The 26,321-nt window shown below is 36.3% G+C and carries 16 protein-coding genes; 14 read left to right on the forward strand and 2 right to left on the reverse strand.

The annotated features are described in order from the left end of the window. Window positions 1–20: 20 nt before the first annotated feature. The 13 genes from HND50_01505 (at window position 21) to HND50_01565 (ending at window position 20,513) form a co-directional block, all read left to right on the forward strand. On the forward strand, window positions 21–254 hold the full coding sequence (locus HND50_01505; protein NOG43879.1) for an acyl carrier protein: 234 nt from the start codon (window positions 21–23) through the stop codon (window positions 252–254). Next, entirely contained in the window at window positions 254–1,003 is a 750-nt protein-coding gene (locus HND50_01510; protein NOG43880.1) for an SDR family NAD(P)-dependent oxidoreductase, read from the forward strand. Before HND50_01505 ends, HND50_01510 begins: the two co-directional genes overlap by 1 nt. Before the next feature lie 11 nt (window positions 1,004–1,014). After that, window positions 1,015–2,568: an amino acid adenylation domain-containing protein gene (locus tag HND50_01515; protein ID NOG43881.1), complete on the forward strand. Its 1,554-nt coding sequence runs from the start codon at window positions 1,015–1,017 to the stop codon at window positions 2,566–2,568. Beyond that, window positions 2,565–3,236 carry an acetyltransferase gene (locus HND50_01520; GenBank protein NOG43882.1) on the forward strand — a complete coding sequence of 224 codons (672 nt, stop codon included), beginning with the start codon at window positions 2,565–2,567 and terminating at the stop codon, window positions 3,234–3,236. The genes HND50_01515 and HND50_01520 overlap by 4 nt, the downstream gene beginning before the upstream one ends. Before the next feature lie 33 nt (window positions 3,237–3,269). After that, complete coding sequence (locus HND50_01525) at window positions 3,270–11,876, forward strand: glycosyltransferase (GenBank protein ID NOG43883.1); 8,607 nt, start codon at window positions 3,270–3,272, stop codon at window positions 11,874–11,876. Window positions 11,877–12,011: 135 nt separating this feature from the next. Beyond that, window positions 12,012–14,240 (forward strand): glycosyltransferase, encoded by a 2,229-nt coding sequence (locus HND50_01530; protein NOG43884.1) that lies wholly within the window; start codon window positions 12,012–12,014, stop codon window positions 14,238–14,240. A 27-nt stretch (window positions 14,241–14,267) separates the two neighbouring features. Continuing rightward, window positions 14,268–15,629 (forward strand): glycosyltransferase, encoded by a 1,362-nt coding sequence (locus tag HND50_01535; protein ID NOG43885.1) that lies wholly within the window; start codon window positions 14,268–14,270, stop codon window positions 15,627–15,629. A 113-nt stretch (window positions 15,630–15,742) separates the two neighbouring features. Next, window positions 15,743–16,015, forward strand: coding sequence for an HU family DNA-binding protein (locus HND50_01540; protein NOG43886.1), 273 nt, complete (start codon window positions 15,743–15,745; stop codon window positions 16,013–16,015). 10 nt (window positions 16,016–16,025) lie between these two features. Continuing rightward, window positions 16,026–17,132 (forward strand): LysM peptidoglycan-binding domain-containing protein, encoded by a 1,107-nt coding sequence (locus HND50_01545; protein ID NOG43887.1) that lies wholly within the window; start codon window positions 16,026–16,028, stop codon window positions 17,130–17,132. A gap of 75 nt (window positions 17,133–17,207) precedes the next feature. Further along, window positions 17,208–18,233, forward strand: coding sequence for a hypothetical protein (locus HND50_01550; GenBank protein NOG43888.1), 1,026 nt, complete (start codon window positions 17,208–17,210; stop codon window positions 18,231–18,233). Further along, window positions 18,233–18,460 carry a hypothetical protein gene (locus tag HND50_01555; GenBank protein NOG43889.1) on the forward strand — a complete coding sequence of 76 codons (228 nt, stop codon included), beginning with the start codon at window positions 18,233–18,235 and terminating at the stop codon, window positions 18,458–18,460. The genes HND50_01550 and HND50_01555 overlap by 1 nt, the downstream gene beginning before the upstream one ends. Before the next feature lie 151 nt (window positions 18,461–18,611). Then, a complete protein-coding gene (locus HND50_01560; protein ID NOG43890.1) occupies window positions 18,612–19,490 on the forward strand; it encodes an HDOD domain-containing protein in 879 nt (292 codons plus the stop codon). A 3-nt stretch (window positions 19,491–19,493) separates the two neighbouring features. Continuing rightward, window positions 19,494–20,513 carry a HAMP domain-containing histidine kinase gene (locus HND50_01565; GenBank protein NOG43891.1) on the forward strand — a complete coding sequence of 340 codons (1,020 nt, stop codon included), beginning with the start codon at window positions 19,494–19,496 and terminating at the stop codon, window positions 20,511–20,513. Here the strand turns inward: HND50_01565 and HND50_01570 are convergent. Then, entirely contained in the window at window positions 20,510–21,346 is an 837-nt protein-coding gene (locus HND50_01570) for a phosphatase PAP2 family protein (protein ID NOG43892.1), read from the reverse strand. The genes HND50_01565 and HND50_01570 overlap by 4 nt on opposite strands. A 204-nt stretch (window positions 21,347–21,550) precedes the next feature. Between HND50_01570 and HND50_01575 the strand changes: the two genes are divergently transcribed. Beyond that, complete coding sequence (locus tag HND50_01575; GenBank protein NOG43893.1) at window positions 21,551–25,300, forward strand: phosphoribosylformylglycinamidine synthase; 3,750 nt, start codon at window positions 21,551–21,553, stop codon at window positions 25,298–25,300. 59 nt (window positions 25,301–25,359) lie between these two features. Here HND50_01575 and HND50_01580 read toward each other — a convergent pair whose 3' ends face one another. Further along, on the reverse strand, window positions 25,360–26,211 hold the full coding sequence (locus HND50_01580) for a hypothetical protein (protein NOG43894.1): 852 nt from the start codon (window positions 26,209–26,211) through the stop codon (window positions 25,360–25,362). Between the last annotated feature and the right edge of the window lie 110 nt (window positions 26,212–26,321).

Genomic DNA, 26,321 nt, shown 5'->3' on the forward strand with positions numbered 1-26,321 from the left:
GTAACATTGGAGCACTTAAAATGAGTGACAAGTTAAACACTTTAATGTCTGATCTGTTACGGCTGGAAAGCAGCCAGGTGACTGATGACTTAAAGATGCGTGACAGTGATGTGTGGGACTCTTTAAAACACATGGAATTGATTGTGTCCATTGAGGATGCTTTTTGTATCGAACTTGAGTCAGAAGAAATTGTGCAAATGGATAGTGTTAAAGCCATAAAAAAAATACTGGCTCAAAAAGGGGTGCAAAATTAATGGAGCTTACGGGCAAACAGGCGCTTATATCCGGTGGAGTGAAAGGTATAGGCAAAGAAGTGGTGTTATTGCTTTTAGAAGCTGGCGTAAGTGTTGGCGTTTTGGATAATGATTCTTCAGGATTAGAAAAACTTAAAGCAGAACTTCCCGATATTTCAACTTATGATTGCGATATTTCTGACTATTCAAATGTCGAAAAATCTGTGGATACATTTTTTAAAAGCGCCGGTAAAATTGATATCCTAATCAACAATGCAGGTATTTTGTTTAATCGACCATTGGTTCAGTTTAATGCATTAGGAATCGAAAAACATGATCCTGCTGAGTGGCAAAAAGTAATTGATGTAAACTTGAATGGTCCATTTTATCTGGCTTCTTGTGTGGCGGCAAAAATGCTGGAAAAACGCACAAGAGGTGTAATCGTTAACATCAGTTCTATAAGTGCAGCAGGCAATAAAGGGCAGTCTGCGTACTCAGCAGCGAAAGCAGGGTTAAATGCGTTAACTGCGACCTGGGCAAAAGAATTGGGTGTTATGCGAATACGCGTTGTCGGTGTCGCTCCGGGTTATTCAGACACAGATTCAACTCATTCAATTTTAAATGAAGAAATTCTAAAAGAACTAAAAACAGAAATTCCTTTACGCCGGCTTGGCAAACCACAGGAAATAGCCAAGGGCATATTATCTGTAATTGAAAATGATTTTTTTAATGGGAAAGTCCTTCAGCTTGATGGTGGAATGGTTGTTTAGCAGGATTAAGAATGTATATCTATAATTTAAACCAGCGCTTTAAACAAATAGTCGAGAAGTTCCCTGACAGGGTCGCTCTCTCTTTTCCTGAAGGTGATAAGGTTAAGTATGGAGAACTTAATCTATTATCAGACAGAATTATGGTGTTTTTACAAGCGATGGCAATTACAAAAGGTTCTGTCGTTGCGATTTATGGTGAAAAAAATGTTTTCACTTTCGCAGCTATTTTAGCCTGTTTGAAATCAGGAATCACCTACACTGTTTTTGATCCTCAAAGTCCAATGGACCGGTTGCAACGAATTTTCTCAACCTGCAAACCATCAGCAGTGTTTTGTTCTAAGGAGACGTTGGAAGTATTTAAAAAACATTTTGGAGATGAAACACACGTATTTGAAAACAACTTTAATCAAATACATGAGGATATTTCATCCATAAAAAAGGCAGATTTTCCAGCTTCTACTCCGGCGTATATAATGTATACATCAGGTTCTACCGGTTTACCGAAAGGTGCATTAATAACCCACGGTAATATTCTCAATTTTATTAATTGGGGAAGGGATGAGTATGGAATCACAGAAGATGATATTTTGACAAACGTAAACCCACTCTATTTTGATAATTCTGTTTTTGACCTGTACAGTGCCATTTTTAATGGAGCAACTCTTGTTCCTTTTTCACAGGATCAGGTTCAAACGGGGCCACGGTTTTTAGAATTAATTGATGAAACTGGCTGTACGCAATGGTTCTCTGTGCCAACCATGTTAATTTTTCTTCAGACTATGCGGGCCTTTAAACAAGATAGTTTTAAATCTATCAAGCGCATAATTTTTGGCGGTGAAGGCTATCCAAAGGCACGCTTAAAAGCATTGTATACTCTTTTTGGACACAGGATTGATTTTTACAATGTCTATGGTCCAACGGAATGTACGTGCATTTGCTCTAATTATAAACTCAGTTCTCAAGACTTTGAAAACCTGGAAGGGTTTCCCCCAATAGGAGCGATAATCGGCAACTTTTCCTGGCAAATTGTTGATGAAGATTTGTCTCCGGTTGAAAATGATTCTCAAGGAGAATTATGCCTCTTAGGGCCAAATGTTGGTGCTGGTTATTACAAAGATCCTGAGAATACATCTAAAAATTTTATTACCAATCCCCAGAATGAAGCATTTTCTGAACCTATGTATCTAACAGGCGACATTGTCCATTATAATAGTTCTGATGGCAAAATTTATATTCATGGCCGCAAAGACAATCAAATAAAACATATGGGTTACCGCATAGAGCTTGAAGAGATAGAAACAGCCATTTGCAGGCTGGATTATATTGATCAGGCTTCAGTTGTCCATGGCTTTAAAATGGGGATTAGCAGGTTGGTTGGAGTGGTTTGCACAAATAAGGAAATAAATGAAACCCGTATGAGAAATGATTTAAAATCATTCTTGCCGGATTATATGATCCCGAATGAGTTCCATTCTGTTTCAGCTTTGCCAACCAATGCAAATGGGAAAATTGACCGCCAAAAAATTTCTGAATTGTACATAAAAGGATACAGGAATGTCTCATGAGTAAAGTAGTAATATTTGGACAGGGTATGATTGCAGACGAGGCCTATTTTTATTTAACCAATGATAGCGAACATGAAATTGTAGCTTTTACTGTGGATGCAAAGTATAAAACTAAAGATGAGCAGTATGGCTTGCCAGTTGTTCCGTTTGAAGAAATAAAAGACAAGTTTCCACCAAATGAATATAAAATGTTTGTTGCTGTGGGTTATCAAAAATTGAATCAGTTACGCGCAGAAAAATACAATCAGGCAAAAGAAAATGGTTATCAGCTGATAAGTTATGTCAGTTCCAGAGCCGCCAATATGGGCAATGTGCCAATCGGTGATAATTGTTTTATCCTGGAAAATTGTTCCATTCAACCATGCAGCAAAATTGGAAACAATGTGACCATTTGGAGCAACAACATTCTTGGCCACCATTCCGAAATAAAAGACCATTGCTATATTGCCGGGCATGTCTCAATTGCCGGGCATAGTGAAATTGGGGCATTCACATTTATCGGCGTAAATGCTATGGTTGGCCATGAAGTTAATATTGGTGAGAGCTGTTTAATTGGTGGCGGGGCCAGAGTGACAAAAAGCGCTGAGGCCGGAAGTGTTTTTATTATGCCTGATACAGAGAAGTTTCGTCTGGACAGCAAAACGTTTATAAAAATGACAAGATTATAATCATAACTAAAGTGAAATAATTTTTGGTACTCTATGAAAATATCACCACAGATAAGTGTAATAATCGTTTCTTATAATTTTGAAAAATACCTGGATCAGTGTATTGAAAGCATTATTGCTCAGACCTTGCGACCAAAGGAAATTCTTATTTGTGATGATGCGTCCACCGATGAATCCTGGCAAAAAATAGAAAGCTACCGTTTGAAATATCCGGAATTGATAAAAACTGTCCGGTCTCAAACAAATGTGGGTCCATATGAAAATTTTATGTCGGCCTACAAAATGGTAACGGGTGATTGGGTCAGCGCGATGGATGGAGATGATTTTTGGCTTTCCGAAAAACTGGAAAAAGAATGGCAAGCTTTAGTCAAAAATCCGAAGGCAAAATCTGCATATTCCGGTGTTGTTTTAGTTGATGAAAATGGAAATGAGAAAGACCGCTGGCTCAAACCCGGAAGTGTTGCCAAAGAAGGCGATGTTTTTGTGGATGTTTTCTCCAAGAAATTTTTTGAAGACAGGAGATCGGTTTTTAGAAATGAACTGACTGATCGCGCGGTTTATGAAGAATTTGGCCATGACCCTAATATTGCTGTTCACCGTGACTGGGATCTTAAAGTCAGGTTGACTGCAAAATATGAGGTAGTTTTTTCAGGTCAGGATTTGGTGATGTACCGCGAACATGAAGGCGGGATACACAAAAAACAGAGTCAAAATATGTATGATTCTGCGAAAGATGTGATTTTAAAAAATTTAAATCTTCTCCAAAACCGTTCCACAGATGAAGCCAATTTTGTGCTTGGAAATATAAATCAGTTTTTACAAATACTGGCTCAAAATACAGGAAGAAAACCAGATAAATTTACATTAAATAATCTTCCCAAAAATGCAATTTTGGTAAACAGTTTGCCCAAAGCGGGTACAAATCTTGTTACAAAAATTTTGAGACTCATTCCTCAACTGAAAGAAACAGCTATTCATTTTGGAAACTCAACCACCTCAGATTTAAACGCGATTGAAATAGGAGAAACCATTCCTGTAGGTATCGACATGCCGAAGGATGTTTCTGCATCAATAATTAATAAAAACCTGGCTTCATTAAAACCGCTGGATTTTTGTTCCGGGCACTTACCCCATTCAAAAGAACTCATCAAATTAGTTCAGCAAAATTCTATCAAAATGATTGTGGTAATGCGCGATCCACGTGATGTGGTTGTTTCCCATGCACGTTATGTTGCCGATACGGAAGGCCATCCATTTTATGATCATTATGATAAACTTTCATACGATGAACGTTTGTCCGCTTCGATCAATGGGGCCAAGGCAGGCAAAATTAAAATGCTAAATATTGCTGATCGTGTAAAAAGTATTTTGCCCTGGATGGACCAACCAAATGTGCATGTTATACATTTTGAAAAACTTGTTGGGGAAAAGGGTGGCGGAAGTAAAAAAGTACAAACTGCTGAATTAAAAAGATTGATTACATTTTTAGAAATTGAATTGACTGATGCTCAAATCGATGCTCTGGCGGACAAGGTTTTTGGTGGAACCGGAACATTTAGAAAAGGGCAAATTGGGGAATGGCGAAAAGAACTATCTGAAAAACATATTAATAAGATGAACACATTAATGAACGGTCTTTGGGAAAAAAGCGGCTACAAAATCGAATCGCTGGAAAGACGTTCTAAAAAACGGACAAAAGCTATGATCTACCAAAACCAAAACTCAAAAGGTGAAAACTTAATATTTCTCATTTCTCAACCAAGGGCAGGATCGACGCTTTTACAAAGGGTGCTGGGGGCGAATTCAAAAGTTCACACAGTATCCGAACCATGGATAATGCTGCACCCTTTGTATGCTTTAAAAAAACAGGGAGTTGATTCTGAATTTAGCTCCGTTGATGCGCAAATCGGCTTAAAAGATTTTATGGCAAACTTGCCAAATGGCGAAGATGATTATTATGAGGCCCTGCGTTTAATGGGCAATCATTTGTACGGGCAGGCTTTGCAAAACAGCGATAAACAAGTTTTTCTCGATAAAACCCCTCGTTATTATTTTATAATTAAGGAATTGGAAAGGCTTTATCCGCAGGCAAAATTTGTGTTTCTGATTCGCAATCCTTTGAGCGTACTTTCATCAATTTTAAAAACCTGGGTTAAGGAAAACTGGCCACGGTTGGGATTGCACAAATCCGATTTATTGCAAGCTCCCCAATTGCTTTTGGATGGTATAGAGCATTTAAAAGACAAAGCTTCTGTTGTTCAATACGAAGAGTTTGTTGATAACCCGCAGGAAGTCGCTGCAGATTTATGTAAACAATTGAATATTCCTTTTGAAAACTCAATGTTAGAGTATGGCAAGCATAAACGTCCTGATGGTTCTATGGGTGATTCTACTGGCATTGATCAATATCAACGGCCGGTTACTGATAGTCTGCATAAATGGATTGAAGACCTGAATACAGCGCAATCTAAAATGCTTGCAGAAATCTACGTAACTTTGTTGGGCAAAGATTTATTTACACAAATGGGCTATGCTTATGATGAGATTTTCAAATATCTGCAAGATATTCCATTAAATGAAAACAGTTTATCAAACGATAGAATTAGTGAAGTTATTGCCCCTTTAAATTTAACAAACCAACAAATTGCTTTTGTTGAGCCGGTTATCAAAAAATATCTTCAATACGATGGTCAAACAAAATCAATACCGGTGAATACAACACCTGTTTCTGAAAATTTACAGACCGGTTTGGACAGTAATTCAAAAGAAAATGAAATCCTGGTCAGTGCGATTGTTTCCACATATAATTCTAAAAAATTTATCCGGGGCTGCCTGGAAAGCCTGGTGGATCAAACATTGTATAAACAGGGCAGGCTGGAAATAATTGTAATTGACAGTAATAGCCCGCAAAACGAAAAAGCCATTGTTGAAGAATTTGTGCAGCAAAATGCCAATATTCGTTTTATAAGGACTGAGCAACGTGAAACAGTTTATGAAGCCTGGAACCGTGGTATAAAAATGGCCAGCGGCAAGTATGTAACAAATGCCAATACTGATGACCGGTTAAAAGCAGATGCTATTGAAAAGCTCGCAAACCTTTTGGAAAACAATCCTGACAAGGTTTTGGCTTATGGCAATTCGCTTGTTACAAAAAAAGAAAACGAGACATTTGAAAGCAACAGTTCTGATGGCACTGAAGATTTAATATGGCCCGATTTTGATAAACGGACAATGCACTCGTGGTGCTACATCGGGCCGCACCCGGTTTGGAGAAAATCTCTGCACGATGAATTTGGTTTTTTTGATACAAAACTAACATCCGCCGCTGATTGGGAGTTTTGGCTTCGAACTGCTTTAAAGAATGATTTTATTCATCTGGACGAATTTATCGGGCTTTATTATTTAAGTGATGAAACAGTTTCGAGGCGTGGCGATACGCCAATTATAGAGGCAGGTGAAGTTCGCAAAAATTATAAAGAGAAGTATAAAAATATCGCCGGTGATTTTATTTTACCTCAAAACCCAACAATCACATCTGAAGACAAAAATACAATTCTCTATGTAGTTCACAATTTTCCGCCTTTCTGGTATGGTGGTACGGAGAATTATGTTTTAGAACTTGTTCATGAGATGCGTTCAAAAGGGCAGGATGTCCATGTTTTATTTCCGCACACCGATTCTGATCAGATTGCACCGGAAATGAGGTACAAATCTTACCAGGGCGTTACTACAATCCAGATGTGGTATGATCCCGAAATGTATAACCAATATATGGACTCCGGCGGTGAACAGGTTCAGAAAATGTTGAGTGCTTTTTTAAAGGCCAATCATTACAGTTTTGTCCACATTCAACACGCACAAAATGTACCTTTTGCGATTGGTTCTATCCTGCAGAATTTAAAAATACCATATGCAGTAACATTGCATGACTTTACATTCATGTGCCATAGAAATCATCTTTTTCACTACCGGGATAACAAAATATGTGGCGGACCGGAAAAAGCAAAATGTACAGATTGTCTATTTCACTTATTTGAAAGAAGTGCTGAGGGCAATCAACACGAGATCGTTCAAAATGCGTTGGTGGACAGAAACAGTCGTGCGAAAGAATTGTTGGCGGCTGCAAAATATATAACCGCGCCATCTACTTTTGTGAAAGAAGAATTCGAACAGAATGGCTTTATTGAAAAAAACAAAATTAAAGTAGCACCACTCGGGTTGAAGGAAATAGAAAAAGTTTCTAAAAAGACACCAAAAGACATGCTGGTATTTGGTTTCCTGGGCAATTTTACCGGCCTAAAAAACCCGGATATATTGTATGAAGCGTTTAAAAAAGTCACCGGTAAAACACGGTTAAAAATTTGGGGTAACGGGCTTCCAAAAGAGCTTCATGAATTAAATCAATATTGTGAAAATGAACAACGGGCAAAATATTTTGGTACCTATACTCCCAATGAACTTTCTACAATTTTGAGCCAGGTTGATGTGGTTGTCCTGCCTTCTCGTATAGAGAGTTATTCGTTGGTTGTGCGTGAAGCATTGATGGTGCAAACGCCAGTAATAGCAGCATCTGTAGGTGGAATTCTGGATGTTGTGGATGATGGAAAAAATGGTTGGTTGTTTGATCCTGCTGATTTAGATCAGCTAACCCAAATAATGCAAAAATTGGTTGATAACCCTGTATTGGTAAAACAGGCAGCTAAAGTAGAAACGCAAATTACAACTCTTGCAAAAGATGCAGATTATTGGCTTAATAATTATCCAAAAGATGTGAGGGTTGTCCCAACAAAAAATATTAAATCTGAGAAAAATAATCTTCTTGGAATAACCGTACTTAGCACAGAATTTGCAAACCGAGCCTGTCCTTATATCCGGGTTCACAAACCATTAAGCCTTCTTCAGCAGTCCGGTAAGGTTCAGTATAACTATGTTTCGCTTGATGATGCCAGCAATTTAGAAGCGAAACTGGCAGACACTGATATTTTAGTAATCCAGCGAAATGTGCCTGCACAAATACCATTTGAAAAACTACAGCCTATTTTATCTCGTTTCAATCTTAAAATGATTTATGAATTTGATGATGCTTTTTGGGCAATTCCTAAAGGGCATCTTGCTTACGATTATTATGACAAGATGAAACCACAGTTGGAGAAATACCTTAAGCAGGCTGATTTGGTTTCTGTATCCACCAAATTTATTGAAAAACATGCACTGCAGCACAATAAGAATACAGTCATCATACCAAATGTTTTGGATGAACAATTATGGGAAGCAAAAGAGCCAAAGGCGCATGATGGAGTTGTGAGAATTCTTTTTTCCGGGACTCCAACGCATCTGCAGGATTTAGGTCTCACACTAAAACCTTTGGAAAAAATTCTAAAAGAATATAAAGATAAGGTTGAATTGGTTCTTTGGGGCAACGAACTGGTTGAGCTGACTAAATATCCAAATGTAAAACGTGGACCAGAATTTACATCCGTCTATGAGGATTATGCACGCCATTTACAAAATCTTGAGATTGATTTTGCGTTAATTCCATTGGAGGAAACGCCCTTTAATAATGCCAAATCGCACATCAAATGGCTTGAGTACAGCCGTGTTGGGATTGCCGGAATTTATTCTAATGTTAATGCTTATAAAGATGTTGTTAAAGATAAACAAAATGGTTTGCTGACAAATAACACCAATAAAGCATGGTATCGCTCGATAAAGTGGATGATTGAGCATCCTGATGAGCGCATTAATATGGCCTGGCAAGCAGCCAAAGAAGTACAGGATAACTATCTTCTTAAAACCAATCTTAACAAATGGTCAGAGGCCTATTATAACCTTGCTGATTACATTGCTCCGGAAATAGGTTCTGCAAATTTAACTGAAGTTTCAATAATAATTCCGGTCTACAATAAAGTGGAATATACACAAAAATGTATAGAGTCCATTCTTGGAAATACATTTAATGTTGACTATGAAATAATTGTAGTAGACAACGCTTCTTCAGATGGGACAGCAAATTATTTAAAGACAATTTCTGCGCAGGAAGACAGGATTAAGGTCATTTCAAATAATCAAAATGCCGGCTTTGCAGGATCGAATAACCAGGCTGTTGAGCACGCAAATGGCGAATATGTTCTTTTCTTAAATAATGACACAGAAGTGCTGCAAGGATGGCTGGAAAATATGCTGAAAGTAATCACAAGCGATTCAACTGTTGGCATTGTTGGTAACAAACTACTTTACCCGGATGGCACAGTTCAGCATGGCGGTGTTGTTATAATTAATGATAAAGTAAATAATGATCCTCTGTTGGCTCAAAATATTTTTGTTGGCCAAAACCGCTCGTTTTCAGATGCAAACCAAATGCGTGAATATCAGGCTGTGACAGCTGCTTGTCTGCTCACATCAAAAGAACATTTTAAGCAGGTAAACGGCTTTGATGAACAATTTTGGAATGGTTACGAGGATGTTGATTTTTGTTTTAAGATAAGGGAAACGGGATTAAAAGTAGTTTATCAACCAGCAAGTGAAGTGCTGCATTACGAATCAAAAAGTGGCACTGAACGTTTTGCGAAAGTGGCTGAAAATATTGGCTTGTTACATCGCAAATGGCTCAACAAAATTGGAGTGGATTTTATCATCACAGAAAACGGTGACGTCCGGCAAACATCCAATGTTCATATCAGACCGTATCCAACAACAGGAAATCAAATCGAAAGCAGAAATGAAATAGGCGGGTTGGTTTCCATAATTATGCTCACTTGTAATGCGCTGGATTATACAAAAAAATGCGTTCAATCAATTCAGCAAAATACAAAATATGCACACGAGATAATCTTTGTTGATAATAATTCAAAAGATGGGTCCGTAAAATATCTTGAGGATCTGGTTAAGCAAAATACAAACTATAAACTGATCAAGAACAAGGATAATAAAGGCTTTGCAGCCGGAAATAACCAGGGAGTAAAAAAGGCCAAAGGTGAATATGTTTTCTTTTTGAACAATGATGTGCTTGTAGCAAAAAACTGGTTGGGCGATATGGTTTCTGCATTGCAAAAAGATGCGGCAATTGGAATGGTTGGGCCGTTGACAAACAGCATAAGTGGCCTCCAGCGATTGGACAACGTGCCTTACAAAACCGATGCGGATTTTGAAGGCTTTGCTAAGCAAATTCGCGATGGAAACAAAGGAAATGTTACGCCCCGCAGACGTATTGCCGGGTTTGCAGTTTTAATGCAAAAAGAAATATACCAGGAGGTTGAGGGTTTTGATGAAAGTTTTGGGCTTGGTAATTTTGAAGATGATGATTTATGTCTCAAAGTGAGAGAAGCCGGTTATGCGATTATGGTGCATGAAGGTACTTTTATTCATCATTTTGGCAGCCAGTCATTCAAAGCTAATAAAATTGATATTGGCAAATCGTTGGATGAAAAGGGCGCCGTTTTTAAAGAAAACTGGCCGGATGTTGATTATGAAGAATTACTGGAAATTAAAAATCCACTGCATGTAATCCATCCAAAAATGATAAACGAAGCAACAGAATATTTGGAAGCCAACGAAACTGAAAAAGCAACCGACATCTATTCCAAAGTGTTGGATGAAAACCCGCTAAATGGTGAAGCCTTGATGGGCATGGCTCTGGCGTTTCGGCTGGAAGGGCATGGCGAACAGGCGATTCCATTCTTAAAATCTGCATTTAAACATTATCCGGATAATATTTTAATCCCAAATCAACTTGGAATGGTTGCTTTTGAAATGGGTGATTTGGAAACGGCCAAGTCACATTTTGCTACAGCTATCCAAATGAACCCTTCATTTTTAGAAGCAAAACGAAATTATGGCCAAGCTTTGATTGACAGTGGTGATTATGAAAATGGAGTGGTTGCATTTACAAAAATCCTGGAAAAACATCCTGATGATGTTATTTCTATTGTTTACATGGCCGGGCTTTACCAGGAAATTGGGCAAACTGAAAAAGCAACCGCATTTATAAATAAAGCGCTGGAAATTGATCCGGACAATCAACATGCGTTAGATTTATTGAATGGATTGGAACCTGGGGAAAACACAGAATCCTTTGAAGAAGAGGTTTTATTAAATGAAAAAGCGTATCAAGCCCTGGGTTCTTATCAGATTGACGAGGCTGAAAAATTGTTTGAGCAAAGTTTTGATACTGCCGAAAATGCAGATGCATTATTTGGATTAGCTCTATGCGCTTCTCAAAAAGATTTGGAAATAAAAACTTTAACTATTTTAGGTAATATTATAGAGAAATGGCCAGAGTATGCTGCTGCTTATAACCAGTTAGGATTATTGAAATATCAAAACAATGAATTTGAGAATGCACGGGACTTTTTTGCAACGGCCATCGAAAAAGATAACACTTTGCTTGATGCTCAAAGAAATTATGGTCTAAGTCTGATCGAATTGAGTGATTTTCCGAATGGAATTGCCGTTTTCAATAAAATATTGGAAAAACATCCCGATGATGTAGAGACGTTAGTAATTCTGGCGGGCTTCTATTGTGAAATTGAGAAATGGAGTGAGGCAGAAAATTTTGTATCAATTGCTTTAACAAATGAGCCTGATAACACGAATGCACTGGAATTACAAACTTTAATTAATACTCATCTCGAAGCTGTGTAATGCGAACATTGAATTTCGAAAATGATTGTCATTCCTGTATGTTTTTAGTCCGCCAATGGGCGGATCAGTATAATTACTGGCAGGAATCAAAATCAGGCATCGAGAGTTCAGAATCCAGTATAAACTAATAGGCCAATGAATTACAATCCCGTTTCAATTTCCGTGTGCATGATTGTTCGTAATGAAGAGAAAAACATTAGAAAATCGTTAAATACCATAAAAGATTTTGTTGATGAAATTATTATTGTTGATACCGGTTCCACTGACCGTACAGTAGAAATTGCAAATGAATTTGGAGCCAAAGTTTTTCATTTTGTATGGAACGACGATTTTGCATCTGCCCGCAACTTTGCTTTAAAACAGGCCGCCTGTGATTGGGTACTTAACTTAGATGCCGATCATACTTTTATTTGCGATAAAGAAAACTCCCTTAAAAAACCTCTTGAAAATATAAAAATGTTAGGATTGATGATAAATGAAAGAACCTATGATTCTGACAAAAGTTTTCAAGACTCAGACAGGTTACTTCTTTTTAAAAATCACTGTGGGTTTAAATATAGCGGCGCAATTTATGAACATCCTTTAAAATCAATCAAAGAGTATGCGCAAAAAAATAAAATTGCTCAGCCGTTTGGTCGTATTGATAATTGCAGATTGGACCATCATGAAAAGAGTAATATCAAGCAGACCACAAAGCATAAAGCTGTTTTGAAGAAAGCTGTAAAAAAAGATCCTGATAATTATAATTACCGTTTTAATTTTTTGCTGGCTCAAAAAGATGGTGGAGACAATGATTCTTATAAAGATGAATTGCTGAAAACTGTTTACAGAATTGAACAAAACAACCCACTTTTAAATGAATCAATTGTTGCTATTTGGGGTCTATTTGGTGATTGGGTAATCGAAGACAATAATAGCGATTCTGTAGAAAAATTCTACAAAAATGCTGGCACCTTAACCGAAAAAACTAAATGGAACGACATTCGCCTGGTTTGGCCATATGTTAAAGTGTCTATTATGCAGGGTGATTTCGAAAAGGCTATATCTGACTTAGAAAAATGTATTCTCAATGGCGTAGCTCCTGATAATGTTTATTTAAAAGATGAAGAATACATTGCGCCAATTTATCAGCTTTTCAAACTAATAAACAACCAAAAACCAGCAGAAGATTTTATTACCTGTATTAACAATATTTCTGAATTAACAGGAAAAACAAAAACGGATTCTCTACAAGTATTTAAGTTTATAAGAAAACATGATCCAAGTTTATTTGAGGAAATATTTAACATCCTGAATGATGACCAGAAGAACCTGCTTAGTACTGAAAATGAAAGCGAAGAATACAATTCATCGGCCAAAATCGATAATTCAAATCAAAACTTAATTTCTTTGTGCATGATTGTAAAAAATGAACAAAAAAACTTAGAGCGCTGTCTGAAAAGTGTAAAAGGTATTGTAGATGAAATTATTGTTGTGGATACAGGCTCAACTGATGAAAGTGTTGAAATTGCCAGAAAGTTTGGAGCGAAGATTATTTTTACAGCATGGCATAATGATTTTTCAGAAGCCAGGAATTTAGCTCTCGAACAAGCATCTTCAAAATGGATACTGCACCTTGATGCGGATGAAGAATTACACAAAGAATCAACTCCGTCTCTAAAAAACTTACTTAATAAATCACATGCGGATGCTATAAATGTAGTTGTCCGAAATCATCAGCCTGCGGAAGATATGGTTAGTTTTCTGGATGAAACTCAGGTCAGAATATTTCTTAATAAAAAACAGTATCGCTATCGCAATAAAGTACATGAGCAAATAATCCCGTCAATAGCAGAGAATGCCGGCAAATTTGAAGAGAGCGGGATAATTATCAACCATTTTGGCTACCAAACAAATAACGAACAACGTGCACAAAGGAACTTAAACTTGCTTGAAAATGAACTCCAGGAATCACCTAAAGATGCCTACCTTCTTTTTAAAATGGGCGAAACATACAAGGCAATGAAACAATGGGACAAAGCAGCGGAATATTTGACAAAAGCAATAAGTAACCCACAGGGCAATATTACAAATGAAATTAAGGAAGTAATATATTTACGGCTCGGTCAAATATCATTAGCAAAAGATGATCACAAATCGGCACAAGAATATGCTTCAGCTTGTTTGCGGTTTAATGCACAAAATGCAATGGCAAAATACATTTTGGCAATTACTATGATGTATTCCGGGAAAATGGAAAAAGGAATTAAGCTGTTTATGGAGTTGAAAGCTACGCAAAATATTCATGGATTGGATTTATCTGAAATAGATCGTTTGCTTGAAATATTTGAAAATGTCAATGTTCCGGATAAGATTTTAAATTAAAATAATATTTGAAACTTGGGCTCTAAAATGAAAAATAAAAAACAAACACTCTCGCTATGCATGATTGTTAAAAATGAAGAACAGTTTATAAAAGATTGTCTTGAAAGTGTTAAAGACTCAGTCGATCAAATTGTCATTCTTGACACAGGTTCAACTGACAGGACCCTGGAAATAGTAAAAAACTATAATGCTGAAATCCATTATTTTGATTGGTGTGATGATTTTGCAAAAGCACGTAACGAGTCAATAAAATTTGCAACATCAGATTGGATTTTATGGATGGATGCGGATGAGCGTTTATCCCCGGAATCTGGCGTAATACTAAGAAATGAATTATCGACCATTCAAAAACCTGTAATCTATCAGGTTCAGATTAATAACAAAACCTCAGATGCTGCAAGTGCTTATCTTTCAACAGCTTATCGTTTGTTTAAAAATAATTTTGGGATTGGTTTCAAAGGTAGAATTCATGAGCAGCTTGGGTTTGATTCAAAATTTTCCAAACCTGAAATTCGCCGTTCCGGAGTAATTATCGACCATTTGGGATATGCTGTTGACGACAATTTAAAATCTCAAAAGAATATTCGTAACCTTAAACTTTTAAAAACCATGACCAGTGAAAATCCGAATGATGCTTATGCGCATTTCACTTTAGGCCAGCAATACAATCTTAATGAAGAATTCGCCCTGGCAATTGAGCATTTCGAAAAGGCGGTAAAGCTAAAACAATTTGAAAAAACAATGACAGCTTCCCTGCACAATGTACTTGCGGAATCATATTTCAAATCAGGTGATTACAAATCTGCAAAGGAAAATGCTGATCGGTCAATTAAAGCAGTAAAAGACCAGGTTGGTGGATATTACATGTTATACAGGATTGCAGATAAGAATGAGCTATATAACGAAGCTATATTGGCAGTTGATTCAATGATTAAAAATGGAATATTATTGCAAAAAAATGGATGGCAAATTTCCACTGATGTAATTATTGATACCGATAAATTAAACTATACTAAAGCCGTTTTACTGGAAAAAAGCAGTGATCATTATGGAGCTTTTCAAGTTTTATATGAGCTGGCAAACGGTGAAAAGGTAAATGAGGAAGTTTTAAATAAAGCGATTCAACTGGCACTTAACCTATCGCAAATACATGAAGCAACAGATTTATTAAAAAAGCTGATCAAATTTAATCCAGACCGCTTAGATGCGATTGATACTTTGGGAACCATTTTTATAAAACTGCAAAATTTTCAACAGGCAATTGAAGTGTATGAAGGGCTTCATGAAAAATCTCCAGACAATGAAAAAGTTTCGCGTCGCCTTGCCGGTTTATATTTAAAAGTTGGGCAAGAAAGCAAAGCTTCGAAATTGTTACAATTGGCTGTGTAAAAACAGTTTTGATTTAAAATCCATCTTATATTTCCGCTTGACATATCCAGCTTTGTAACGTATTATTTCAGTCTCACATATGTCCCTACATATTTTATTGCAGGCATTTTTATATGAATACCAGCGAGGTTATCAAAATACTTTCTGAACGGTTAGCAAAACCACAGACTGAGATAAAAGGCGTTTTACATTCTGTTTTTGAGGTTTTCAAACAACATTTATCTAACCATGACCGATTTACAATACCTGGCTTTGGCACCTTTGATACAGCAGCCCGTAGTCCACGCAAAACCTATAATCCCCACTTTAAAAAAATGATGCTTCTCCCCAAAAAAATTGTAGCTGTTTTCAGGCCATCTAAAGCACTTAAAGATAAAACTAAATAGGATCTGATCCATGAACGAAAAAATATCATTTGATAGCATTATTAATGCACTCGTTCAGAAAAGCAATGTAAATAAAAAATTTGCTAACAGTTTTGTAAAAGAAATGGCTCAGGTTATCCAGGAAGGGCTCCTGCGCGATAATGTGGTTACTTTAAGTGGGTTTGGAATTTTTAAGTTACACAATGTTCCGGAACGGTCGGGACGGAATATCCAAACAGGAGAACCAATTACAATTGCAGCGCACCGCAAGGTTATGTTTAAACCCGAAAAACAATTGCGGGCATTAATTAATAAAAACTACCAGCATCTAAGAGCCACATTTTTTAATGACCAGGACAACCTTGAGTCAAACGGAGTTATTTTAAGCGAAGAACCTTTAACACAACCGGAAGAAACATTTGAAGGAGCAGCCCAAAAAAGTCCGTTAAAGGAAACCACAGAAAAAGAACCAGTGCTGGGAGCTACAATTGATAACAAAAATATTGATTCAGCGGGCAATGAGGAAAAACCTCAAAATATTGAGGAAAAAGAGGATCATTTAAAAAAAACAACTTTAATCATTTCAGTGATTGTTATTTTAACAATCCTATTATTGTACCTCCAGTTCAGCGGTGATGATACTGAACAAATTGCAAATAAAGAATCAACAAATCAGGTTGAAAAAGCCCCGGCTTCTAATAAAGAAAATGTCGACAAAGAAGCACTAACTACAAAAAAAACTCCTGAAAAACCACCACCTGTTCAAAAGAAAGTGCGATCTGTCAAGTCTCATAAAGCTGAAGATGGAGACAATCTTTGGAAGTTGGCAACTAAATATTATAATGATGGATATTTATGGCCTTTAATATTGCAGGCCAACAAAGACAAAATTAAAAATCCTGATTTTATTAAATCAGGTATCGAGATTTCCATTCCGGCTATTGCAGAAAAAGATGATTCACAACTAATTGCAAAAGGACATTTAATGGCCTACGAAGAGTATAAGAAAGAAAATGATACCGAGGCATTGGATCATCTTTATGTAGCTTATAAATATGATAAATCATATGTTGAAAAATTTTCAGAGGAGATAAACGAAAAAGATTTACAATCTGTAAAAGAGCAATTATCCAAATAATTATTATCAGTTTCCAGGGAGCATTATTTTGTAATTGTATTTATTAATCCATTCACCCGCATTAATGGAGGAAAAATGGCAATCAATATTGATGACATCCGTGAGATTCTTAAATCTACCCGAACAGGTTTAATGGGCAAAGCAAATGTTGTCGCAACAGGGATTGGATACAAAGTAACCAATGGAAAAGTTACGGATGACTTATCAATTATTTGCTCGGTTGAGCATAAAAAACCAAAAAAATCACTCACAGCTTCAGAATTATTACCACAGTTTTTGGAAAGCATTCCAATCGATGTAAACCCATCCGGTCCAATATTTGCGTTTCAAGATCCCAAATTACGATATCGTCCTGCACCGGGTGGTACCAGTATTGGGCATTACCAGATTACGGCAGGTACTTTTGGATGTACCGTAAAGAAAGACGGCAAACGATATATCTTATCCAACAACCATGTTTTAGCTAATAGCAATGATGCCGATTTTGGTGATGATATTTTACAACCCGGCCCACATGATGGCGGTTCGAGACCAGCCGATGTTATGGCAAAATTACATGACTTTGTGCCGATAGCATGGGATGGAGATGATGGAGGAGGAGGTGGTGGTGGAAGCGATTGTCCATTTGCCAATGCTGCGGCCAACATGCTAAACGGGATGGCAGCAGCTGCAGGTAGAAAATCGCGGTTAAAGGCGGTTATTGAAAACACGCCTGGGCAAAATCTTGTAGATTGTGCTATAGCAGAGCCCGTAAATGAAAATGATATTACAGATGATATAATGCAAATCGGTAATATTTCTGGAATTGCAGAAGGAAACCTGGGTATGTCTTTACAGAAATTTGGCAGGACAACAGAATATACAACAGGAACGATCCTTCAGATAGATGTAACCTCAACTGTTAGCTATGGGACCGGTAAAACAGCAACCTTTGTTGATCAGCTGATGGCAGGAAATATGAGTGCCGGCGGAGATAGCGGCTCAGCAGTTTTAAATAGTGATAAACAAATAGTCGGTTTATTATTTGCCGGTAGTTCCAGTTCAACAATCATAAATAGAATTCAAAATGTTTTTGATCTTCTAAACATATCATTACCCTAATGGAAAACAGAATCGAAAAAGCAAAGGAAATAAAGTCGAATCATCAGGATGAATGGCTTGCGCATAGTTCGATTGTTTCAATTGGCATTGGTTTGGTTGATGAAAATGTTGTTGGGATTATAATTGGTGTTAAAGGAAAGATTACGACTGTTAAAACTAAAATCCCTGATAGTATTGATGGAATTCCAATTATATTAAAAACAGTGAATGAACTTCGCGCGTTATAGATTTAATTATTTTTAAAAGGCATTTGAAATTAATATATTCAGATGCCTTTTTTTTTGTATAACTTTCTCTCCATATCCTTTTATCCCTAAAGGCCAAAGATAGTTTTTCCGAAATATAAATATATACATTAAAAATACTTTAAGGTTTTTTATGCCTGTCGCAGAATTGCAAGATGAACGCATAGGAAGAATACTGGATGCTGTAAATCAGTCAGATATTTCTTCAATCAAATCTGTTGTTTCCGGAATCATTCAATTGATAAATGATCCCCGCTCAACAGCAAAAGATTTAAAAGATATAATTCAGGTTGACCCACCTTTATCAGGAAAAATATTACGAGTTTCCAACTCCGCTTTTTATTCGCCTCAAACAAAAATTGATGAAATAGAAAAAGCCGTTATTTGGATTGGATATAATTCAGTAAAAGAACTTGCCTTACGCCAAAAGGCTTGTGAGGTTTTTGAAAACAATGATTCAATAGAAGGATACCGGCGATCTGAGTTATGGGCTTTTTGTGTTGGAGTAGCGATGTTTTCAAAAATGATATATCGACGTGAGTTTAGAGAAAAAGGTGAGGTTATTTATGCTGCAGGATTGTTGCATAAAATAGGCTTAATTGCTGAAGAACAATTTTTAAGAAAAGCATTTACAAAAATATTGAAATTAACGAATGAAAAAAATATTGACTTAATGAGTGTTGAAGAAAAGGTTTTTGGTTTTAACCATGCTTTTCTTGGAGAACAAATCGCCCGAAACTGGTTATTGCCTGAAGATATGGTTTATTCAATGGGTTATCACAATAATCCCTATGAAGCACCCAAAAATCATTTTAGACAAGTTGCTACCTTATATGTAGCCAGTGCCATGTGCCATTTTGCAGAGATTGGTTTTTCTAAAGCAACGCCTTTTAACGATGATCTTTATCAAAAATGTATATCAGATCTAAAACTTGATCAGGACGATTTAAACTTAATAATTGAAGATGGTAAATATGAAATAGCTGAAATGCTTGAAAAAGGTGCCTTATAAAATATGGGAAAGAATGAGCAAACGGCTGAACTCAAAAAACTGAGAAGTCAGGTAAAACATTTGAAAAATGAGTTGGCTTTGACGAAGGAAGAAAACGAAACGGCTGTCTTAAATTATTATGACTTATACAAAAATATGGAGAAACTTGTAGAAGAGAAAACCAGTCAATTAAAAAATGCCATGTCTACAATTTATAAATACAATCATCAATTAGAAGATATGCTTGAAGAAAGAACAAAACATTTGATACAAACCGAAAGGCATGCAGCATTTAGTATTCTTAGCCAGGGAATTGTACATAACCTCAAAAATCCATTGTCAATAATATCCGCAGCATCTCAAATACTTAGGCTTACAAAACCACAATTTGCAAAAGATGAATTACCTGAAAAAATTGCTGAGTTTATGTTTCAGGTAGACAAAAATATCGAGAAAGTTGAGATTGGTACAAAACGTATGTTAGAAATGATTAACTCTCTGATGGCCAAAAGCAAAAGTGATACCAGTAAGGCAGTTGAAACAGTTAATATCAATGATCTGATTAGAAAAGAAATTGATTTTTTAAGTGCAGATTCTGTCTTTAAAAATAAAGTTGATAAAGATATATCATTTGTTGAGTCAGATTTATATGTTGATATTTTACCGGGAGAGCTTTCTCAAATTTTTCAAAACCTGGTCAGGAATTCTTTAGATGCTATGCATGAGAAAAAAGACGCTAAAATTTCAATCTTTACTGGTTTTTCAGAAGACGAAGTTTGGTTTTCAATAAAAGATAATGGACCGGGTATCTCTAAAGAGAACCAGTCTAAAATATTTGACCCTTTCTTTTCCACAAAACCCTCTGCAGATAAAAAAACAAATGGTGCGCCAACTGGTACAGGTTTAGGGCTTCATATGTGTTCGCAAATGGCGGGAAATTATAAAGGGAGGATTGAAGTAATCAGCGATATGGGTAAAGGTGCAGAATTCAAAATTTACTTCCCTAAATCAGCTGGTAAAAACAGTGCTTTAATAATGAATTAAAAATAAACATTTACCATGATCTTTTGATAGCTAAAGTTAATACTATATTGAACTTTATTTTCTTTCTTTCCCCTAAAAGATTTTTGCCAATTTATTGCAGCTGAAACGGTTGCAAAACTTAAAACAGTTCCTAAAAACACATCACTGGAAAAATGATTACGCTGGTACATTCTGGCCCATGCCCCGATACCACCTAATGTATAAAAAAATGTTTTAGCATAAATATTGTCTATCCTTTTTGCCAGAATAAGAGCCGTACTAACTGAGACAAGGGTGTGACCTGATACAAAAGAATGAAAATCATCTGTCGAGGGGAAAGGATCAAAATGACTTTTTCCTAAGTTCATATATGGCCTTGCACGTCCGGCAAGTTTTTTTGAAGTGGTTTGGATAGCACCGCCAGCAATTAGTGAAGATGTAAATATTATTGCTGTTTCTCTTGCCCATTCATTTTTAAATAAAATACCATAGCTGTAAATAACCCCTGTAAGAGTAATAACAGTTGTAGGGCTCCCGAGAAAAGACCCAAAGTTGGCCAATTTGTCTAATGATGAATTTCGGTTACGTTTGATTATACGGTCAATATCTGAATCTATTGAAAATAAAAGTGCACCACCCGCAATGGTGCTGCCAAAATAAAACCAATCATTTTGTTCCCACCTTACAGGATTTGTAAAAACATGAAATGTACCCTGGAGACTGTTTTGGATATCTTGATAAAAAAGGTGTAGTCTATCATTTTCTTTAGGAGGCTGGTTATTCAAATCAGAAGACAAGAGAAGAATTGGATAAAAAATTACCAGAATAAATAATATTTTTGAGGAGTATTTCATTTAGTTATCGGGTGTTTTTTAATTGAAACGTTGCTATAGTGAAAAAATATTGTTTTAAACAATTCCCATCAAGATTCAATTAACAATTGCTCATAAAGAATTATAACTATTGATCTGTTTTAAAAGATTTCAGTTTTAATTTAAATTTTAAAAAAAGTATATTAGCGCATTCAACAAAAACTCTATTTAAGGTAAAATCTCTTCATGGAAAAAATATATCGCTTGTTCATCGAAAAAAGGAAAGGCTTCGATGTAGAAGCTACAAATCTTTTTAATGATTTAACACATTTATTAGAAATATCAAAACTTAAAAAATTGCGCATACTTTATCGATATGACATTCATGGTGTCTCAGGTGAAGAATATTCTCAAGCCCGCGACACAGTTTTTTCAGATCCGCCGCAGGACATAGTTTTTGAAGAGGAGTTTCCTAAAAATGAAAATGATAAAACCTTTGGCATTGAGTATTTACCCGGACAATTTGATCAAAGGTCTGATTCGGCTGCTCAGTGTATTCAAATATTAACCCATAAAAAAGCCCCAATAGTCCGAAGTGCAAAAATAATAATTTTATCCGGCGATATCGATTCAGATCAAATGGATCAGATAAAAAAATATTGTATTAACCCAGTAGATTCCAGAATCGCTTCTATAGAAAAACCAACCGATTTAAAATTAAAAATTGAAAAGCCGGCTCCGGTAAAAACCATTGATGGTTTTAATGATTTTAATAAAACACAATTAAATGATTTAATATATGAGACAGGTTTAGCAATGAATTTTTCAGATATTGAATATTGTCAAAAATATTTCCGGGAATCTGAAAAAAGAAATCCGACTATCACCGAAATAAAATTATTGGATACGTATTGGTCAGATCATTGCCGCCATACAACATTTCACACAAAAGTTGAATCCGTAAAAATAGAAGATTCAAAATTTTCAGATGTAATTAGACAGACGCATAAAAAATATTTGGCTTCGCGTAAATTTGTATTTGAAAATAACTCTCGTCCGGATTGCCTGATGGACTTAGCTACAATCCCCATGAGAGAGCTGCATAAAAAAGGGAAATTGAAAGAACTTGATGTCTCTGAAGAAATCAATGCCTGTAGCATAAAAATTCCGGTTGAAGTAGATGGGCAAAATCAGGATTGGTTAATAATGTTTAAAAATGAAACACATAATCATCCTACAGAGATTGAGCCCTTCGGAGGTGCAGCTACCTGTCTTGGCGGGGCTATTCGTGATCCGCTTTCCGGCAGGGCATATGTTTATCAGGCAATGCGTGTAACAGGATCCGGCGATCCGAGAAAAGATTTAAAAGAAACATTACCTGGCAAGCTTCCACAGCGTACAATAACAACTACAGCTGCCAAAGGATATAGCTCTTATGGCAACCAAATTGGTCTTTCAACAGGACTTGTTTCGGAGATATATGACGAAGGCTATGTTGCAAAACGCATGGAGATCGGGGCGGTAGTTGGTGCAGTGCCTGCTGAGAATGTGAATAGGACGCAGCCGATAGAAGGGGATATTGTTTTACTTGTTGGCGGACGTACAGGCCGCGATGGTGTTGGGGGAGCGACTGGTTCATCTAAAGCACATACTGAAACGGCTTTAAAGAATGAAGCTGAAGTCCAAAAGGGTAATCCTCCAGTGGAACGTAAACTACAAAGATGGTTTGCAAATAAAGAGATTAGTACAAAAATAAAACGCTGTAATGATTTTGGCGCTGGCGGCGTGTCTGTTGCAATTGGTGAACTAACAGATAGCCTTGATATATTTCTGGATCGGGTACCCAAAAAATATAATGGTCTTGATGGGACTGAACTGGCTTTGTCGGAATCTCAGGAGCGAATGGCTGTTGTCATTTCTCCAAATGATTTAAAATTTTTTATTAAAAATGCACAAGATGAAAATCTTGAGGCTACGCATGTTGCTACTGTTACTAATTCAGGACGGTTGAAAATGTTTTGGAATGACCAGATAATAGTTAATCTGGATCGAAAGTTTTTAGATACAAATGGAGTTCGATTAGAAACATCTGTGACGATAGGGGCCATATCAGAGAAAACGTTTTTTGATGAAAAAAACACAAATGTACAGAATATAAAACAGTCATTTCTAAAAAACCTGCAAGATTTGAATAATGCCAGTCAAAGGGGATTGAGCGAACAATTTGACAGTACAATCGGAGCTAGAAGTGTTTTACACCCATTTGGCGGGAAATTCCTTAATACGCCGGCTGAAAGTATGATTTCAAAACTTCCGTTTATTGAAAGTGATATGGCAACAGTGATGAGTTGGGGCTTTAATCCTAAGCTTTCATCCTGGTCTCCTTACCATGGTGCGTTGTTTGCTGTTGTTGAATCGGTTTCCAAAATAGTTGCGAGTGGGGGGGATTATAAAAAAGTATATTTAACTTTTCAGGAGTATTTTGAAAAATTGGGAAACAATCCGGAAAAGTGGGGAAAACCGTATGCCGCTTTATTGGGAGCCTATCACGCACAAATGGCTTTTGAAATTGCAGCAATTGGTGGAAAAGACAGCATGTCCGGATCATTTAAAGAACTAAACGTTCCTCCAACTCTGGTTTCATTTGCCATTGCTCCTTTATCAGCTTCTAAGGCAGTTTCTTCAGAGTTTAAGGTATGTAACAATAGTGTTGTCGTTTTTAAATGCACCCGGGACAATAATAATTTACCTAATTTTGAAAAGCTTAAACAAACATATCAATTAATTACAGATTTTATTAATAATGGTAAAATATATTCATCTTGTGCGGTAAAAACAGGTGGCATTGGTGTTGCAATTGCAAAAATGGCCTTTGGTAATAAAATAGGATTCAAGTTTACAAATACCAATTACGTTGATAGCCTTTTTGACGCTGAATATGGTTCTATTATTTGTGAAATTGATAAGCATACTCAGGAAGGAATTGCAAGAGATTCAGTTGATTATGAGGTCTTGGGGGTTACAACTGAAAAACAGGAAATTATTATAAAGGAATCATCTATTTCAATAGATGAGGCAATACAGACCTGGGAAGAACCATTGGCAGAAATATTTCCGACTAAACATGAAGAAAATATTGACCAAATTGAATTTGGCTCAAAAGAAAATAAAAATATAGGCATAAATTTAGGTGCTAAACCGAATGTTTTTATACCCGTTTTTCCTGGTACAAATTGTGAGTATGATTCAGAACAGGCATTCAAAAAGGCTGGTGCAGGTGTCTCATCTTTGGTTTTTAATAATTTGGATGACAAGCTTTTGGAACAGTCGTTAAAAAGCTATGCAGCAGAAATAAATCGCTCACACATTTTAATGATCCCGGGTGGTTTTAGTGCCGGTGATGAACCTGAAGGATCCGGGAAATTTATTGCGACAGTATTTAGAAATCCTATTATAATAGATGCCGTTATGGAATTGCTCGTTACTCGCAAAGGTTTAATCCTCGGGATTTGTAATGGATTTCAGGCATTGATAAAACTTGGTTTATTGCCATTTGGGGAAATAAGAAAAGCTGACCCTGAGTTAAGTCCAACCTTAACATTTAATAAACTTAAAAGACATTATTCCACAATGGTGCAAACGAAAATTGTTTCCACATTGTCTCCCTGGTTTACAAGTGTAGAGAATGGTGATAGACATATTATTCCAATCTCCAATGGGGAGGGACGCTTTGTTGCAAAAGAAAGTGTTATTAAAGAGCTATTTCATAATGGGCAGGTATCAACTCAATATGTTGACTTTAATAATAAAGCTTCAATGAATTCTCAATTCAATCCTTCTGGATCTATGTACTCAATTGAGGGGATTACTAGCCCGGATGGCAGAATATTAGGTAAAATGGCACATTCGGAAAGAATAGGCATGAATGTTGCGAAAAATGTTCCCGGTAACAAAGATCAGAAAATTTTTGAATCAGGTGTTAACTATTTTAAATAGGATAATTTTTAGGCAAAAAAAACCCCGGCAAAACCGGGGTTTCTGTTTTTATGTATTAACTAGGGTAATAAAGTTTTGCCCATTTCAAGTAGATCTGCAACAGGGAAAGCTAAGTTCTGAAGTAAAACACCTTTTTTAGAGATATTACCTGTAACCATCTCGCCACCATCACTGCTTAGGCTTACATTCCAATCAGCAAAAACAACTTCAATATTTCCAACTAAAGATGCAGTCTCATTGCCATCAACATCACGAGTAATTGTCAATTGGTCCAATGTTACATCAACACCATTGTCAATAGTAACAAGTTCATATTCATCTTCTTCATTCGCTTTATAATATCCAGTCCAAATTTTGTGATAAGAACCAGTAGCATTCATAACAAATGAATTTCCAAGTACCATACCAACTATATGGGTTTCTTCACTTCCAATTGTGTGTTTCCATGTTGTTCCTGATGGAGAGCCATCTGGAAAGCCATAGCTTCCTTCAGATATATAATAAAGGGTGAATCCAGCTGCATCTTGTGCTTTCTTAATTACAGCGCCGGTTTCATCTAAATGTTGTTGGGCTCTAAATCTGTATCCTGATAAGTTTTCACCTTCAATAGTGTGTGTCCATGTGTGTAACATAGTTTCAGGATTCCAGCGATATATTTTATCTGGATTCGTTACTTTTGCAAACCCATCTTCAGTTGCTTTAAGTTCAATAAAATCAGCAGCAAAATCATTTGAAAAGTTAACTGCAAATGCTGCAATATTTTTTGCTTCATTAATTGCTACTTCTTGTGGGACTTCAGCCAGGATTGTGGGCTGCGTATTATTCGCGTTTGGCTCTTGACCGTTCTCGCATGCAATGAAGGCCATAGAAGCAAACAATACACCTAAAATTAATAGTTTTTTTGAGGACATGGTTGACTCCTTATATAAAATGAATAGTTACCCTAATTAATTTCGTTAAAAATTTAACAAAGTCACTATTTCACCGTGTGATAATTGTCATTACTATTTGGTGCAATGAA

It is taken from the genome of Calditrichota bacterium, assembly GCA_013112635.1.
Taxonomy (GTDB): Bacteria; Calditrichota; Calditrichia; order Calditrichales; family J004; genus JABFGF01.